The sequence below is a fragment of the Kitasatospora sp. NPDC089509 genome (assembly GCF_044749365.1).
Taxonomy (GTDB): Bacteria; Actinomycetota; Actinomycetes; order Streptomycetales; family Streptomycetaceae; genus Kitasatospora.
The window spans coordinates 88,567-103,071 of sequence record NZ_JBIVHS010000015.1 but is presented as its reverse complement, the minus strand read 5'-3'; the positions used below and the strand labels follow the sequence as shown (position 1 = coordinate 103,071).

Annotated in this window: 12 protein-coding genes; 9 read left to right on the top strand and 3 right to left on the bottom strand. The window is 74.2% G+C overall.

The features are described from left to right. Positions 1-50: 50 nt before the first annotated feature. From ACIP4P_RS27900 to ACIP4P_RS27890, 3 genes are all read left to right on the top strand, one after another. Complete coding sequence (locus ACIP4P_RS27900; RefSeq protein WP_400922988.1) at positions 51-800, top strand: ABC transporter ATP-binding protein; 750 nt, start codon at positions 51-53, stop codon at positions 798-800. After that, the gene (locus tag ACIP4P_RS27895) at positions 797-2,773 is read left to right on the top strand and encodes an FtsX-like permease family protein (RefSeq protein ID WP_400922986.1); all 1,977 of its coding nucleotides are present in this window, start codon (positions 797-799) and stop codon (positions 2,771-2,773) included. The genes ACIP4P_RS27900 and ACIP4P_RS27895 overlap by 4 nt, the downstream gene beginning before the upstream one ends. 186 nt (positions 2,774-2,959) lie before the next feature. Next, positions 2,960-3,682, top strand: coding sequence for an exonuclease domain-containing protein (locus ACIP4P_RS27890; RefSeq protein ID WP_400922985.1), 723 nt, complete (start codon positions 2,960-2,962; stop codon positions 3,680-3,682). A 30-nt stretch (positions 3,683-3,712) separates the two neighbouring features. Here the strand turns inward: ACIP4P_RS27890 and ACIP4P_RS27885 are convergent, their stop codons facing one another. Beyond that, entirely contained in the window at positions 3,713-4,705 is a 993-nt protein-coding gene (locus ACIP4P_RS27885) for a polysaccharide deacetylase family protein (RefSeq protein ID WP_400922983.1), read from the bottom strand. 171 nt (positions 4,706-4,876) lie between these two features. After that, positions 4,877-5,770: an aminoglycoside phosphotransferase family protein gene (locus tag ACIP4P_RS27880; RefSeq protein ID WP_400922981.1), complete on the bottom strand. Its 894-nt coding sequence runs from the start codon at positions 5,768-5,770 to the stop codon at positions 4,877-4,879. 493 nt (positions 5,771-6,263) lie between these two features. Between ACIP4P_RS27880 and ACIP4P_RS27875 the strand changes: the two genes are divergently transcribed. The 4 genes from ACIP4P_RS27875 (at position 6,264) to ACIP4P_RS27860 (ending at position 11,985) form a co-directional block, all read left to right on the top strand. Further along, positions 6,264-8,450, top strand: a complete 2,187-nt coding sequence (locus ACIP4P_RS27875) for an MMPL family transporter (protein WP_400922979.1) — start codon at positions 6,264-6,266, stop codon at positions 8,448-8,450. A gap of 354 nt (positions 8,451-8,804) precedes the next feature. Then, complete coding sequence (locus ACIP4P_RS27870) at positions 8,805-9,011, top strand: cold-shock protein (protein ID WP_350514670.1); 207 nt, start codon at positions 8,805-8,807, stop codon at positions 9,009-9,011. Between the two features lie 169 nt (positions 9,012-9,180). Then, positions 9,181-10,917: a DEAD/DEAH box helicase gene (locus tag ACIP4P_RS27865; protein ID WP_400922976.1), complete on the top strand. Its 1,737-nt coding sequence runs from the start codon at positions 9,181-9,183 to the stop codon at positions 10,915-10,917. A gap of 354 nt (positions 10,918-11,271) precedes the next feature. After that, positions 11,272-11,985, top strand: a complete 714-nt coding sequence (locus tag ACIP4P_RS27860) for a ricin-type beta-trefoil lectin domain protein (protein WP_400922975.1) — start codon at positions 11,272-11,274, stop codon at positions 11,983-11,985. A 67-nt stretch (positions 11,986-12,052) separates the two neighbouring features. On the opposite strand, the gene ACIP4P_RS27855 is transcribed toward ACIP4P_RS27860, so the two are convergent. After that, positions 12,053-12,907 carry a helix-turn-helix transcriptional regulator gene (locus ACIP4P_RS27855; RefSeq protein ID WP_400922973.1) on the bottom strand — a complete coding sequence of 285 codons (855 nt, stop codon included), beginning with the start codon at positions 12,905-12,907 and terminating at the stop codon, positions 12,053-12,055. A gap of 124 nt (positions 12,908-13,031) precedes the next feature. Here ACIP4P_RS27855 and ACIP4P_RS27850 point away from each other — a divergent pair, with 124 nt between their 5' ends. Continuing rightward, on the top strand, positions 13,032-14,048 hold the full coding sequence (locus ACIP4P_RS27850; RefSeq protein ID WP_400922971.1) for a hypothetical protein: 1,017 nt from the start codon (positions 13,032-13,034) through the stop codon (positions 14,046-14,048). Between the two features lie 143 nt (positions 14,049-14,191). After that, positions 14,192-14,503, top strand: a complete 312-nt coding sequence (locus ACIP4P_RS27845; RefSeq protein WP_400922969.1) for a hypothetical protein — start codon at positions 14,192-14,194, stop codon at positions 14,501-14,503. Positions 14,504-14,505 lie beyond the last annotated feature (2 nt).

Sequence of the window (14,505 nt, the reverse complement as noted above, 5' to 3'; positions counted from 1 at the left end):
CCCCAAAGCGGCTGGTCAGCGCCGTCGCGCCCGTGGTAGGTGTAGCCGCTGTGAAGATCACGGGGGATGACGGGGCCGTACTGCGCCTCGAAGACGTACACCGCACCTACGGCACCGGCCCGGAGGCCGTCCACGCGCTCAGGGGGGTGGACGTCAGCTTCGACCGCGGCACCTTCACCGCCGTGATGGGCCCCTCCGGCTCCGGCAAGAGCACCCTGCTGCAGTGCAGCGCCGGCCTCGACCGCCCCGACAGCGGCCGGGTCGTCCTGGCCGGCACCGACCTCGCCGGGCTCACCGAGACCCGGCTCACCGTCCTGCGCCGACAGCAACTCGGCTTCGTCTTCCAGGCGTTCAACCTGGTCGGCTCGCTCACCGCGGAACAGAACGTCGGCCTGCCGCTGCGTCTGGCCGGGCAGCGCCCCGACCGCGCCGAGGTGCACCGCGCACTCGCCCAGGTCGGCCTCGGCGAGCGCACCGGCCACCTGCCCTCCCAGCTCTCCGGCGGCCAGCAGCAGCGCGTCGCCATCGCCCGCGCCCTGATCACCAAGCCCCGGATGCTGTTCGCCGACGAGCCGACCGGCGCCCTCGACAGCTCCAGCAGCCGCGACGTGCTCACCCTGCTCCGCGAACTCGTCGACCGCGAGGGCCAGAGCACCGTCATGGTCACCCACGACCCGGTCGCCGCCTCCTATGCCGACCGCGTGCTCTTCCTCGCCGACGGCCGGATCGTCGACGACCTGCCGCGCCCCACCGCCCAGCAGGTCGCCGAGCGGATGACCGCCCTGGAGACCGTGGCATGAGCGAGCCCACCGAGAGCACCGCCGGCCGGCGGTCGTTCGGCACCCTGCTGCCCGTCGCCGCCGCCGGCCTGCGCCGCCGCAAGGCCGCCTTCGCCGGCTCCTACGTCGCCCTCACCCTCGGCGTCACCCTGGTCGCCACCACCGGCAGCCTGCTCAACCGCACCGCCGGCGACGACTCCCCGCTCGGCGCGCCCTCCCTGCACAAGGTGCTCCAGTTCACCTCCGCGATGGCCGCCTTCGTCGCCGTCTTCGTCGTCGCCGGCACCTTCGCCTTCGCCGTCGCCCAGCGCCGCCAGGAGATCGCGATGCTGCGCGCCGTCGGCGCCACCCCCCGGCAGATCGTCGGACTGATCACCGGCGAGGCCGCCGTCGTCGGCCTCGCCTCCGCCGTCAGCGGCTGCCTGCTCGCACTGCCCGGCGCGCCCGCCCTGGCCGCCTGGCTGGTCGACCGCGGCGCCGCCCCGGCCGGCTTCACCGCCCGGCCCGCCGTCGGCCCGATGCTGCTCGCCGCCGCCGTCGGCCTGCTGGTCGCCCTGCTCGGCGCCGTCACCGCCGCCGTCCGGGCCGGCCGGGTGCGCGCCGTCGAGGCGCTCGGCGACGCCGCCGCCGACCGCACGGTGATGACCCGACCGCGCTGGGCCGGCGCCCTGCTCTCCCTGCTCGCCCTGGCCGGCACCGTCGGCTACTACCTGTCCGCCGACACCATGCCGCCCGCCCCCGGCGACCAGCCCGACGACCCCCAACTCGCCTCCCAGTGGGTGCTCGGCGCCGACCTGCTCACCATCACCACCCTCGCCCTGTTCGCGCCCGTCCTCGTCCCCGCCCTGCTCCGGCTGCTCAGCGCCCCGCTCGCCCGGCTCACCGCCGCCGCCCCGCTGCTCGCCCGGCAGAACGCGCTCACCGCCGTGCGCCGCACCGTCTCCACCGCCACCCCCGCCTTCCTCACCATCGCGCTCGCCGGCACCGTGATCGGCTCCACCGCCGCCTTCGCCGACGCCATGACCGCCCAGAACCGGGCCACCGCAGCCGCCCGCTACGTGCTGCGCCCCGGCACCGCCCCACTGCCCGCCGACGCCGCCCACCGGCTCACCGCCGACCGGCCCGGCCTGCACGCCACCGCCACCACCGCCACCGTCGTCACCGGCCTCGGCGCCGACCGGCCCGCCTTCGACGACCACGGCGAGGACTCGCCCGCCACCGTGCCCTCCGCCGCCACCGTCGTCGACGGCGACCTCGCCACCGCCTGGACCCTGCCCGCCGTCGCCGGCACCGCCGCCGACCTGCACGGCGCCACCCTCGCCGCCTCCACCCACCAGGCCCGCGGCCACGGCTGGAAACTCGGCGACCAGATCAACCTGCGCCTCGCCGACGGCACCGTCACCAGCCTGCGGCTCGCCCTCGTCTACCGCACCCAGCTCGGCCTGGACGAGATCCTGCTCAGCGGCGACACCGTCACCGCCCACCTGGCCGGCGCCCGCCCCGACGCCGTCCACCTCGGCGCCGAACCCGCCGACCGGCTCGGCGGCACCCTCACCGACGCCCGCAACCCCGGCCCCGACCAGGGCGCCCACTACACCTGGATCGCCACCACGACCATCCTCGGCCCGGCACTCCTCTACGCGCTGATCGCCATCGTCAACACCATGGTGATGAGCACCGCCGACCGCCGCCGCGACTTCACCGTGCTGCGCCTGGCCGGAACCGTCCGCCGCCAGGTGCTGCAGACGGTCGCCCTGGAGGCCGTCCTGGTGGTCGCCACCGCCACCGTGCTCGCCCTCGCGGTCACCGCCCTCACCCAGTACGGCACCACCGCACTGCTCGACCACCGCATCCTCACCGGACAGGCCACCGTCCCCCTCCACCTGCCCTGGCTCCCGCTCGGCGCCGGCGCGGCACTCTGCCTGGCACTCGCCCTGGCCGCCTGCCTCCTCCCCAGCCGCCTCGCCCTGACCACCCGCACCACCGCCCGGTAGGCCACGCCCGCCCGCCACCCCGACCGGAACGAGCCTGTCAACCCCCTTGGGGGATGCCGGAGTTCACCCCGGGTGCGCGCCCCGCCGCGCACCTGGACCGGGCCCGGGCGGATCCCCGGCGGCCGGGTTGTCGGTGGGGCGGGTGATGATAGGGGCTTCGTGCAGGAGGACGGAAGGACAGACCTGATGAGCTGGTGGCAGCAGCCACTGGTCGGCTTCGACCTGGAGACCACGGGCACCGACCCGGCCGTGGACCGCATCGTCACGGCCGCGCTCGTGGACACGGTCGGCGCCGTCCGGGTGGAGGCCGCCAACTGGCTGCTCGATCCCGGGGTGCCGATCCCCGCCGAGGCGGAGGCGATCCACGGGATCGGGGACGCGGTGGCCCGCGGCCGGGGGCGGCAGGCCAAGGAGGCGGTGGAGGAGATAGCCGCGGCGCTCTGCGCGCGGATCGCGGACGGCCGGCCGGTGGTGGCGTTCAACGCGCCCTTCGACCTCTCGCTGCTCGACGCCGAGCTGCGCCGGTACGGGCTGCCCACGCTCGCCGACCGTCTCGGCGCCCCGGTCGGGCCGGTGCTGGACGCGCTGGTGATCGACCGGGCGGTGGACAAGTACCGCAAGGGCTCCCGCACCCTGCAACGCGTCTGCGAGGTGTACGGCGTCGAGCTGACGGACGCCCACGAGGCGGGCAGCGACGCCCTCGCCGCCGTGCGGGTCGCCGTCGCCCTGGCCGGGCGCTACCCGGCCGAGGTGGGGGAGGTGGCGCCCGCCGAACTGCACCGGCGCCAGGTCGGCTGGTACCGGGAGTGGGCCGAGGGCCTGCAGGCCTGGCTGCGCCGCGGCAAGGACCCGCAGGCGGTGGTCGACCCCCGCTGGCCGTCCAGGGCGACGGCGGGGGACGACGCCTGACGGACCTCCCGTGCCGGAGGCCCGCCCGCCCTACGAGGCGGGGAAGTCGAAGGTGTACCCCTGGGCGACCAGCCAGGGCAGCAGCTGCTTGAGCGCGGCCACGGTCTGGCTGCGGTCGCCGCCGCCGTCGTGCATCAGGATCACCCCGCCGGGCTTGAGCTGCTTCTGCACGGTGGCGACGATCGCGGGCACGCCGGGGCGGGACCAGTCGCGCGGGTCGACGGACCAGCCGAGGGAGGACATCCCGAGGCTCGCGGTGATGTGCTCGTTGTCCGCGTTGAAGCCGCCGCCGGGCGCGCGGAACCAGCCGACCCGGGTGCCCGGGCCGCCGGCCTTGACGATCATGTCCCGGGCGGCGCTGATCTCGTACACCGCCTTGTCGTGCGGGAGCTTCTCGAACGGCTGCGGGTGGTGGACGCTGTGGTCGCACAGCCGGTGCCCCTCGGCCAGCACCCGCTTGACCAGGGCCGGGTTGGCGGCGGCGTTCTGGCCGATCTCGCAGAAGGTCGCCTTGACGTGGTACTGGGCGAGCAGGTCGAGGATCTGGCCGGTGGCCGGGCCGGGGCCGTCGTCGAAGGTGAGCGCCACGGTGCGACCGCCGGAGGCGGTGGAGCCGATCACCCTGGTCGGCGATCCGGTGTGGGCGGGCGGGGCCGACGGCGCGGGCGCGGAGGTGGGCGCGTCGTGGGTGCCGCCGGCCGGGCTCCGGCCGGGCGTGGTGGGCGGGTGCGGCTTGGTGGCGGCGGGCGGGGCCGCGGCACCGGTGGCGGCGTCGGAGCCGGGGCCCGAGCCGGAGCCGGAGCCGGGCGCGATGCTCGCGGCCGCGCCGCCGGTCGGCTGCGCCGGGGTGGTGGTGGCCGCGGCGGCGGTGGTCGGCTGGAGCGCGCCGCTGGCGGTGCCGCACGCGGACAGGCCCAGCACGGCGGCCACCGCGATGCAGCCCGCGACCAGCCGCCGACGGCCGGCCGGACGGCCGGGGAGGGAGGGGGAGGGGGAGCGGCGACGGGGGGCGGTCCGGTGCATGGCGGCGGCTCCTGAGGGGCGAGAAGGGGGCCGATCCCTCGGTCAGGATGACTGTGCGATAGGACGCCGATCGTACGTGTCCCGGTTGCGGGCCGGACCGCTCCGGCGTAGGAGTCTTCTCACACTCGACCGGTTCGGCGTCCGCCGCTCAGCGCGGCCACCCCTGCCCGGTCAGAACGGGTACCAGCGCACCTCGGTGGCCCCCTCCCGGAGCGAGGCGACCCGTCGGCCGAACTCGGCGAGCGCCGCCGGGTTGCCGACCGCCTGCTGGGCGACCCAGGAGGCGCTGGCGGTCTCCCGGGCTCCGCGCAGCACCGCGAACCCGGGCCAGTCCCGCACGTCCCGCCCGTACGCCTCGGTGAACGCCCGGTACTCCTCGGCCGGCACGCCGTAGCGGTCGTGGGCGAGCGCGAGGACCACCAGGTCGTGCTCGCGCAGGTCGTCGGCGAAGGTCTCCAGGTCGAGCAGCACCGGTCCGTCCGGGCCGACGTGGACGTTGCGCGGCAGCGCGTCGCCGTGGATCACCCCGGGGCGCAGCTGCGGCGCGAGGTCGGGCAGGGCGGCGGCGAAGGAGTCCCGGCGCCGGCGCAGGAAGTCGACGTCCGCCGGGTTGACGTGCCCCTCGGCGGAGGCCAGCCAGCGTTCGACCGGTGCGAGCAGGTCGCGCCGGCCGAGCGGGAAGGGCGGCAGCGGCAGCGCGTGCAGGGCGCGCAGCAGCGGGGCGAGGTCGACCGGGCGGGCCGGGCGGACGGCGGGGGCGAGCCGGTGCCAGAAGGTGACCGGGTGACCGTGGGCGAGTCGGGGTCCGGGGGCCACCTCCCCGTAGGGGTCGACCACCGGGATGCCCTGTCCGGCGAGCCAGTGGGCGACGGTCAGTTCACGCCGGGCCCGCTCGTGCAGTTCGGGGGCGCGGCCGACCTTGGCGACCACGGCCGGGTCGCCGAGGTCGAAGACGGCGTTCTCGCCGAGCGCGATCAGCCGGGCCCCGGCCGGGTCGGGCAGTCCGGCGGCCGCGCAGGCCCCGGCGAGCAGCAGCCGGGCGCGGTCCTCGTCGAAGGGGATCATGGCTGGGCTCCGTTCCGCGGCCGTTCATCCGTGCGTCCGGAGGATTCCGGACGGTGATCATCATGACGCACGGCCGCCCGGCCGCGCGGCGGGTCCCCGTTCCCGAGGTGAAGCTCGGGGTGAACCGCAGGGTGGACCCGGCCCCCGGGGTGGGGTGGGTCCACCCCTACCCCGGGACCCTGATCTCTCCTCCCCCGGGGTAGGGGGCGGACTCCACCCTGAGGGGGAGATGACTCCACCCGGAGCACGAGGTCAATCACCTTGCGGGCACGAGACACTGGGGCGGGGCCGGTTCGGGTCGGTCCCGCACGGGGGTTGGAACACGGGGGCTCCTTGCCGCGCGGCAAGCAGGTACTCGTAGGATGACGCCCAGTCCCACTTACCTGCCGACCGGCTAGGGAGCGCCAGCGCGCGCGGCCCGGCCGTTCCTGCCGTCGCCCGGCGTCCCGTCCCCCAAGGGCTGCGGTGAACCATGCCCAGGAGGCATTCGAGCATGTTCCACCGACTAGGACACTTCGTCGTCCGTCGCGCCTGGTGGGTGATCGGAGCGTGGCTGATCGCGGCGGTCGCGATCATCGGGTCCGCTCCCGCACTCACCACCAACACCGACCAAGCGGCCTTCCTGCCGAAGCACTACGAGTCCATCCAGGCGGCGGACGTCCAGCAGAAGGCCTTCCCGTCCGACAAGTCGCCGTCCGCGCTGCTGCTCTTCGAGCGCACCGACGGCGCCGCGCTGGACGCGAACGACCAGGCGGCCATGGACAAGGTCACCCAGGGCCTGGCCGACAAGAAGATCCCGCTGGTCGAGCAGGTCCTGCCGGTCTCCGACCAGACGGGCTCCTACTCCAAGGACCACAAGTACGCGATGGCGCTGGTCGCCATCGACAAGAGCAAGATGCAGCAGCCGGAGTACACCGACGCCGCCAAGAAGATCCGCGAGGACGGCAAGGAGCTCGCCGCCGGCAGCAACCTGAAGTTCCAGGTCGGCGGCGACGCGGCGACCGCGCTGGACCAGAAGGAGTCCAGCGACAAGGCTGGCATCCTGATCGGCCTCGGCACGGTCGTGATCATCCTGCTCACGCTCGGCATCATCTTCCGCAGCCCGATCGTCGCGCTGCTGCCGGTCGTCTCCGTGATCATCTACTCGCTGGTCGCCACCGGTCTGATCGGCTTCGCGAGCGACTGGTTCGGCCTCAAGGCCGACAGCTCGATGTCGCAGATCCTGACCGTCGTGCTCTACGGCGTCGGCACCGACTACTTCCTGTTCCTGATGTTCCGCTACCGAGAGCGGCTGCGGGCCGGGGACAACCGCAAGGAGGCCGTGGCCAACGCCGTCGGCCGGGTCGGCGAGGCCATCACCTCCGCCGCCGGCGCCGTCGTGGTCGCCTTCGCCGTGCTGGTGCTGTCCAGCCTCGGCATGTTCAAGGCGCTCGGCCCCTCGCTGGCCATCGCCGTCGGCGTCACCGCGCTCGCCTCGGTCACCCTGGTGCCCGCGATCCTCTGCCTGATCCCGCAGAAGGTCCTGTTCTGGCCCTCCAAGGCCTGGCAGCGCGAGCCCTCGAACGCCCGCTTCGCCGCCATCGGCCGCACCGTGGGCCGTCGTCCGGCCGGGGCCGCCCTGGTCTCCGGCCTGGTGATGGTCGGCCTGGCGATCGCCGCCCTCGGCTACCAGGGCACCTTCGACATGGCCGGCAGTGCCATGCCGAAGGACAAGGAGTCGATGGTCGTCCAGAACACCATGATCAAGGCCTACTCGGCCGGCGCCGCCGACCCGGCCCACATCCTGCTGACCAGCCAGAACGGCAACAAGATCGACGTCGCCGGGCTGCAGGGCTACGTGAACGACCTGGGCAAGGTCGACGGCGTGGCCGCCGCCGCGCTGCCCACCCCGGACCGCGGCATCAGCAAGGACGGGCTCACCGTCGACGTCACCGTCGTGCTGAAGGACCAGTCCACCACCAACAAGGCCATCGACACCATCGGCAAGGTCCGCACGGTCGCCCACGACGAGGCGCCGGCCGGCACCAAGGCCTACGTGGCCGGCACCACCTCGGTGCTGAAGGACATCAACACCGCGATGGCGCACGACTACAGCCTGGTGTTCCCGATCGCCGCGGTGCTGATCATGATCATCCTCGGCCTGCTGCTGCGCAGCGTGGTCGCCCCGTGGTACCTGATGGCCTCGGTCGGCCTCGGGTTCGGCGCCACCCTCGGTGCCACCACCCTGGTGTTCCAGGACTTCAAGGGCGAGTCCGGACTGATGTTCATGCTGCCGATCCTGATCTACCTGTTCGTGGTCGCGATCGGCACCGACTACAACATCCTGATGATCGCCCGACTGCGCGAGGAGGCCCGCGAGGGCCGCAGCCCCCGCGAGGCGGCCAGCCAGGCCATCCGCCACGGCGGCCCGACGGTGGCCGCGGCCGGCTTCATCCTGGCCGCGACCTTCGGCACCATGCTGCTGGCCGGCAACACGATGATGAGCGAGATGGGCTTCTCGATCGCCATCGGCATCATCATCGCGGCCTTCGTGATGTCGATGTTCTTCACCCCGGCGCTCACCGCCCTGCTCGGTCGCCGTGCGTGGTGGCCCGGTCACGGTGACGTCAAGGGCCACGGCGAGGAGCCGACCCAGCTGGTCGGCACCACCATGCCGCCGGAGCCCGTCGGCCGGCACTGAGTCCGGCACCGGGTCCGGCCCTGCGTCCGGCGCCGAGTCCGGCGCCGAGTCCGGCGCCCTGATCGAGGGTCGTACAACCAGGCGGCGCCCCGCTCCGGCGGGGCGCCGTCCCCCTTTCCCGGGCCCGGCAAACGTGATCTGTTGAGCAGAAAAGTCCCCGGTCAATCGGGGTGTCGCCGTGCTACAGTCGAGTCAGTTGCAGTTTTGGTTCCCATGAACGCTTGTGTGCGCCTGCTGGTCCCAACCAACAGGCGCATTTGTTTTGTCCGGTGTTTCAGTCTCCGGATGGGGATCGCGGCTACTCCGGGATTCACGAGGTGTGAGTCCCTGATGCCCCAATATGAGGAGACGGTTATGGCTACCGGCACCGTGAAGTGGTTCAACAGCGAAAAGGGCTTCGGCTTCATCGAGCAGGACGGCGGCGGCCCGGACGTCTTCGCCCACTACTCGAACATCCAGGCCAACGGCTTCCGCGAGCTCGTCGAGGGCCAGCGCGTGGAGTTCGAGGTCACGCAGGGCCAGAAGGGCCCGCAGGGCGAGAACATCCAGGTCATCGGCTGACGCCAGCATCACGCTGACGCGCGATCCATGATCTCGTGAAGCGGGGGCCCGTACCGCTCGACGGTGCGGGCCCTCGTTCATGCCGCCGAACGGCCGGGGCGGCGCACTCCCTTCCGACGGCCGATCGGCCCGCGATCCCGCGGGCTACCGACCAACGGACGGAGACCCCGTGACCACCCCTGCCCGCACCCCGCGCGAGCGCGGTGACCGCAGCGCGGACCGCACCACCACCCGCTCGGCCGAGCGTTCGGCCGACCAGGGCCGCACCGGCCGCCCCCGCCGCACCGCGGAGGGCGTGGACCGCCCGCGCAAGCCGCGCGGCCGCACCGGCGCCCCCAAGGCGGGCGCCCCCAAGAACGGCCGTGCCGTCGCCGCCGAGCCCGCCGACTTCACCGTCGTCGAGGGCACCCCGGCCCGGCCGCCGGCGGCCACCTTCGCCGAGCTCGACCTGCCCAAGGCGATCCTCTCCGCGCTCACCCGCGAGGGCGTCACCGAGCCGTTCCCGATCCAGGGCGCCACCCTGCCCGACTCGATCGCCGGCCGCGACGTGCTCGGCCGCGGCCGCACCGGCTCCGGCAAGACCCTGGCCTTCGGCCTGCCGCTGCTGGCCCGCACCGCCGGTCGCCGCGCCGACTCCCGGCACCCGCTGGCGCTCGTCCTGGTGCCCACCCGCGAGCTCGCCCAGCAGGTCACCGACGCGCTCACCCCGTACGCCACCGCCGTCAACCTGCGGATCACCACCGTCGTCGGCGGCATGGGCATCAGCCGGCAGGCCAGCGCGGTGCGCCGCGGCACCGAGGTCCTGGTCGCCACCCCCGGCCGCCTGGACGACCTGATCGGGCGCGGTGACGTCAACCTGTCCGACGTCGCCATCACCGTCCTCGACGAGGCCGACCAGATGGCCGACATGGGCTTCCTCCCGCAGGTCAGCAGGCTGCTGGAGCAGGTCGCCGAGGGCGGGCAGCGGATGCTGTTCTCCGCCACCCTGGACCGCAACGTGGACCGGCTGGTCAAGCGCTTCCTGACCGACCCGGTCACCCACTCGGTCGACCCCTCGGCCGGCGCGGTCACCACCATGGACCACCACGTCCTGCAGCTGGAGCCCACCGACAAGGCCTCCGCCACCGCCCACATCGCCTCCCGCGACGGGCGCGTGATCATGTTCGTGCACACCAAGCACGGCGCCGACCGGCTGGCCAAGCAGCTGCGCGCGACCGGCGTGATGGCCGCCGCCCTGCACGGCGGCAAGTCCCAGCCGCAGCGCAACCGGGTCCTCGACCAGTTCCGCGAGGGCGAGGTCACCGCGCTGATCGCCACCAACGTGGCCGCCCGCGGCATCCACATCGACGGCCTCGACCTGGTCGTCAACGTCGACCCGCCGATCGACCACAAGGACTACCTGCACCGCGGCGGCCGCACCGCCCGGGCCGGCGAGTCCGGCACGGTCGTCACCCTGGTGCTGCCCGAGCAGCGCCGCGAGGTCAACCGGCTGATGACGGTCGCCGGGATCCGCCCCACCGTGACCAAGATCCGCCCCGGCGACGCCGAGCTGACCCGGATCACCGGCGCCCGCACGCCCAGCGGCGTCGCGGTCGCGCTGGCCGTCCCGGTCGCCGCCCAGCCCGCGGCCCCGGCCGGCTCCGCCGACGGCAAGGGCGCCGACGGCCGGTCGGGCGGCCCGCGCCGCCGCTCCGGCAAGCGCTCCGGGCTGCCCACCGACGTCGACATGAACGGCAACCCGCGCCGCCCCCGCCCCAAGCAGCGCCTCGGCGCGGCCGGCCAGCAGGGCGAGCGGCAGCAGGCCGCCGGGTTCATCGGCCGCTCCTCCGGCCGGGCCCGGCCGGGCAGCGGCACCAAGTCCGGCTCCAACTACGGCACCGGGCGCCAGCGCCGCACGGCCGACTGACGGCCGGCGGCGTTCGGCCGCCGACCCGGGGTTCCTACGGACGGGCTCCGCGACCTCCCACTGACGGGGAGGGCGTGGGGCCCGTTCCGCGTTTCGGGCCGGGCCGGGCCGGGCCGAGCCGGGGCGATCCGGGCCGATCCGGGCCATCCGACGAAGCCCGTGCCGTTCGGCCCCCGGCTGGCTGAAATCATCAGCTCAGATGAATCAGTTGCAGACTGCTTTGAACTAACGCTTGACGGAGGACTGCGGAGGATCGATTCTTCTACACGGCCCGCACACACCTGTCGCACCATCACCATGCGGCCACAGAAGTTGAGTTGACGTGATCCGCCGACCCGGAAGGACCATCCCCCGATGCGCCGAACCTCCGCTCTGCTGACCACCGCCCTGCTCGCAGGAGCCGCCGCCCTGGCCGGACCGGCCACCTCCGCCCAGGCCGCGCCCTCCTGCGGCGCCTACGTCGCCGGTTGGAACGCGATCGGCACCTGCAGCGGCCTCGACCCGATGCAGACCTGGACCGTGACCGCCACCTGTTACTACTGGAACTCCAACCACACCGTGCAGTTCTCGCGCCCCGCGTTCGGCGGCGTGGCGATGGGCGACGGCAGCGCCTCCGCGGCCTGCGGCATCGGCGACACCGTCATGTTCCCGCGGGTCATCGTCGGCGCCGCCCCGCCGGCCGGCCCCACCGGCCAGATCACCGGCTACGCCAGCAAGTGCGTCGACGTCAAGGGCGCCAACTACAGCAACGGCACCCCCGTCCAGATCTACGACTGCAACGGCAGCCTGGCGCAGAAGTGGCGGATCGGCTCCGACGGCACCATCCGCGCCCTCGGCAAGTGCATGGACGTCTCCGGCGGCGGCACCGTCAACCACACCCTGGTCCAGCTCTTCGACTGCAACGGCACCGGCTCCCAGCAGTGGCAGGCCCGCGCCGACGGCTCGCTGCTCAACCCGCAGTCCGGCCGCTGCCTGGACGACCTCGGCTTCTCCACCGCCAACGGCAACCAGCTCGGCATCTGGGACTGCAACGGCGCCGCCAACCAGAAGTGGAACCTCCCGGCCTGACGCCCGCCGGGCCGACCCGGGTCCGTCGGCGGACGGACCCGGGTCGCACCCGTACGACGGACCCGGGTCACGCCCGCACGGCGGCGGCCGTCGGGGCCAGCAGGCGCAGCCGCTGCGCCGTCCGCTCGTCCCGCGGCGCCATCACGATCAACTGCAGCCCCTCGGCGGCCAGCAGCACGTGCTGGTCGATCCGCAACTCGCCCAACTCCTCGTGCCGGACCACCTTCTCGGCCCCCGACCGCTCCGCCACCTGGTGCTCGTCCAGCCAGCGGTCCGCCTCCGGGTGCTCGCCCCGCACGTGCTGGATCATCCGGCCCAGGTGTCGGCCCACCGCGGTGGCCTCACCGCCGCGCTCCGCGTACGCCGACCGCAACTGGGCCAGGAAGTGCCGGGCGTGCTCCTCCCAGTGGTCGACCCGGCGCCGGTGCACGGCGTTCCCGAACACCACCCAGGCCATGTTGCACTCCTCCGGCGGCCGCCCCTCCAGCCCGAACAGCGCGTCCGCGCCCGGATTCCACGCCCGCAGGTCCCAGTTGGCGTCCATCACCCAGGCCGGCGCCGGCCACTGAGCGTGCATCAGCCGCAGCAGCGCGGCCGGGACCTCGGCGGGCGCGCTCACCTCCCCGTCCGTCGGGTGGCTGCCCGCCAGCCGGAACAGGTACGCCGTCTCCGCCCGGTCCAGCCGCAGCGTCCGGGCCAGGCTCGCCAGCACCTCCGGCGAGGGGTGGATGTCCCGCCCCTGCTCCAGCCACGTGTACCAGGTCACCCCCACCCCGGCCAGCAGCGCCAGCTCCTCCCGCCGCAGCCCCGGCGTCCGCCGCCGCACCCCCGGCGCCATCCCCACCTGCTGCGGCGTCAACCGCGCCCGACGGCTGCGCAGGAAGCCCGACAGCTCCGTGCGGCGCTCCTCCGACTCGTCCATGTCCCCCGCCCTTCCCGGTCCTTCCTGGTGGTCCGACTACCAGTATCCCCACGCACTGCTGGCGCGACGGCGCCCGCGGGAGGCTTGATCACGACACCGAACGCCCCCTCCCAGGGAGTCCCCGATGCAGCGTCACCACCACGCCGTCCGCCGTACCCTGGTCGCCCTCGCGGCCGCCGCCACCCTGGTCGGCACCGCCGGCACGCTACCCGCCGCCGCGGCCGCCCGCTGCCCGGCCCCGGCCGTGATCACCGGCCACGCCCCCACCCTGGTGCCCGAGACAGCCGTCTGGGACCAGGCCCACCACCGCTTCCTGGTCGGCTCGCTGCGGCACGGTACCGTCTCCGCGGTCGGCCTCGACGGCAGCGTCCACACCCTGGTCGACGACCCCGGCACCCTGATCGAGATCGCCGGCCTGCGGATCGACCGGGTGCACCGCCGGATCCTGGTCACCAACCTCGACAACGGCGTCGGGGAGCGGAGCGGCCCCGCCACCCTCGGCCGGGTCGCCGGCATCGCCGCCTACGACCTCGACACCGGCCGCCGCCTCTACTACACCGACCTCGCCGCCGTCGCGGGCGACGGCGGCAGCCACCTCGCCAACGACATCGCCCTCGCCCCCGACGGCACCGCCTACGTCACCGACTCCTTCGCCCCCGTCGTCTACCGGGTCGACCCGGACGGCACCGGATCCGTCCTGCTGCGCGACGACCGGCTCACCGCCGCCCCCGGCTCCTACGGACTCAACGGCATCGCCTACCGCGAGGGCCGGCTCGTCCTCGGCAAGTGGGACGACGGCACCCTGTGGCAGCTCCCGCTGTGGGACCCGTCCGCGCTGCGCCGGGTCGAGATCGCCGACGGCGGGGCCCTGCTCCACCTCGACGGCATCTTCGGCCGCCCGGACGGCACCATCGCGGGCGTCACCAACGCCTTCTTCGGCGCGGGCCGCGACGCCGAGGTCGAACTCCGCTCCGACGACCACTGGCGCACCGCCCGCCTCACCGCCGTCCACCCCTCCGCCGACGCCACCCCCACCGCCGTCACCACCGGCCCGGCCGGCGCCCTCTACCAGCTCTCCGGCGGCCTCGCCGACGCCAACGCCGGCCACCCGGACGACACCTTCGTCCTGCGCCGGGTCTGACGCACCGAGGCCCACGGCGCGCACGGCTCCGGCCGTGCGCGCCGTACGCGCTTCCGGCCGCCGTCGCCCGTCCGGGTGACGGCGGTCGGCCTTCGGCGCGGGATCGACGGCAGGCTGCGGCCGGAGAGGAGACGGAGGCGCGGATGGCAGACGGCAGTAGGGAGTTCGAGGCGATCGCCGAGCACTACGGGACGCACGAGCTGACCGAGGACGAGATCACGGCCGCCGAGCCCGGCGAGCAGGTGGCGGCGGAGTCGGTGATGATCAGCACCTCGCTGCGGCTGCCCAAGCCGGTGATGGACGAGGTCCGGCGCCGGGCGCGGGAGCGAGGGGTGGAGCCGACGGCCGTCATGCGGGAGTGGATCCAGGCCGCCATCGCCGACGTGGACCAGCCCGTGCCGCTCAGCGTGATCACCGCTGCGGTGGCCGAGTACCAGCACCGCAGGGCGTCTTGACG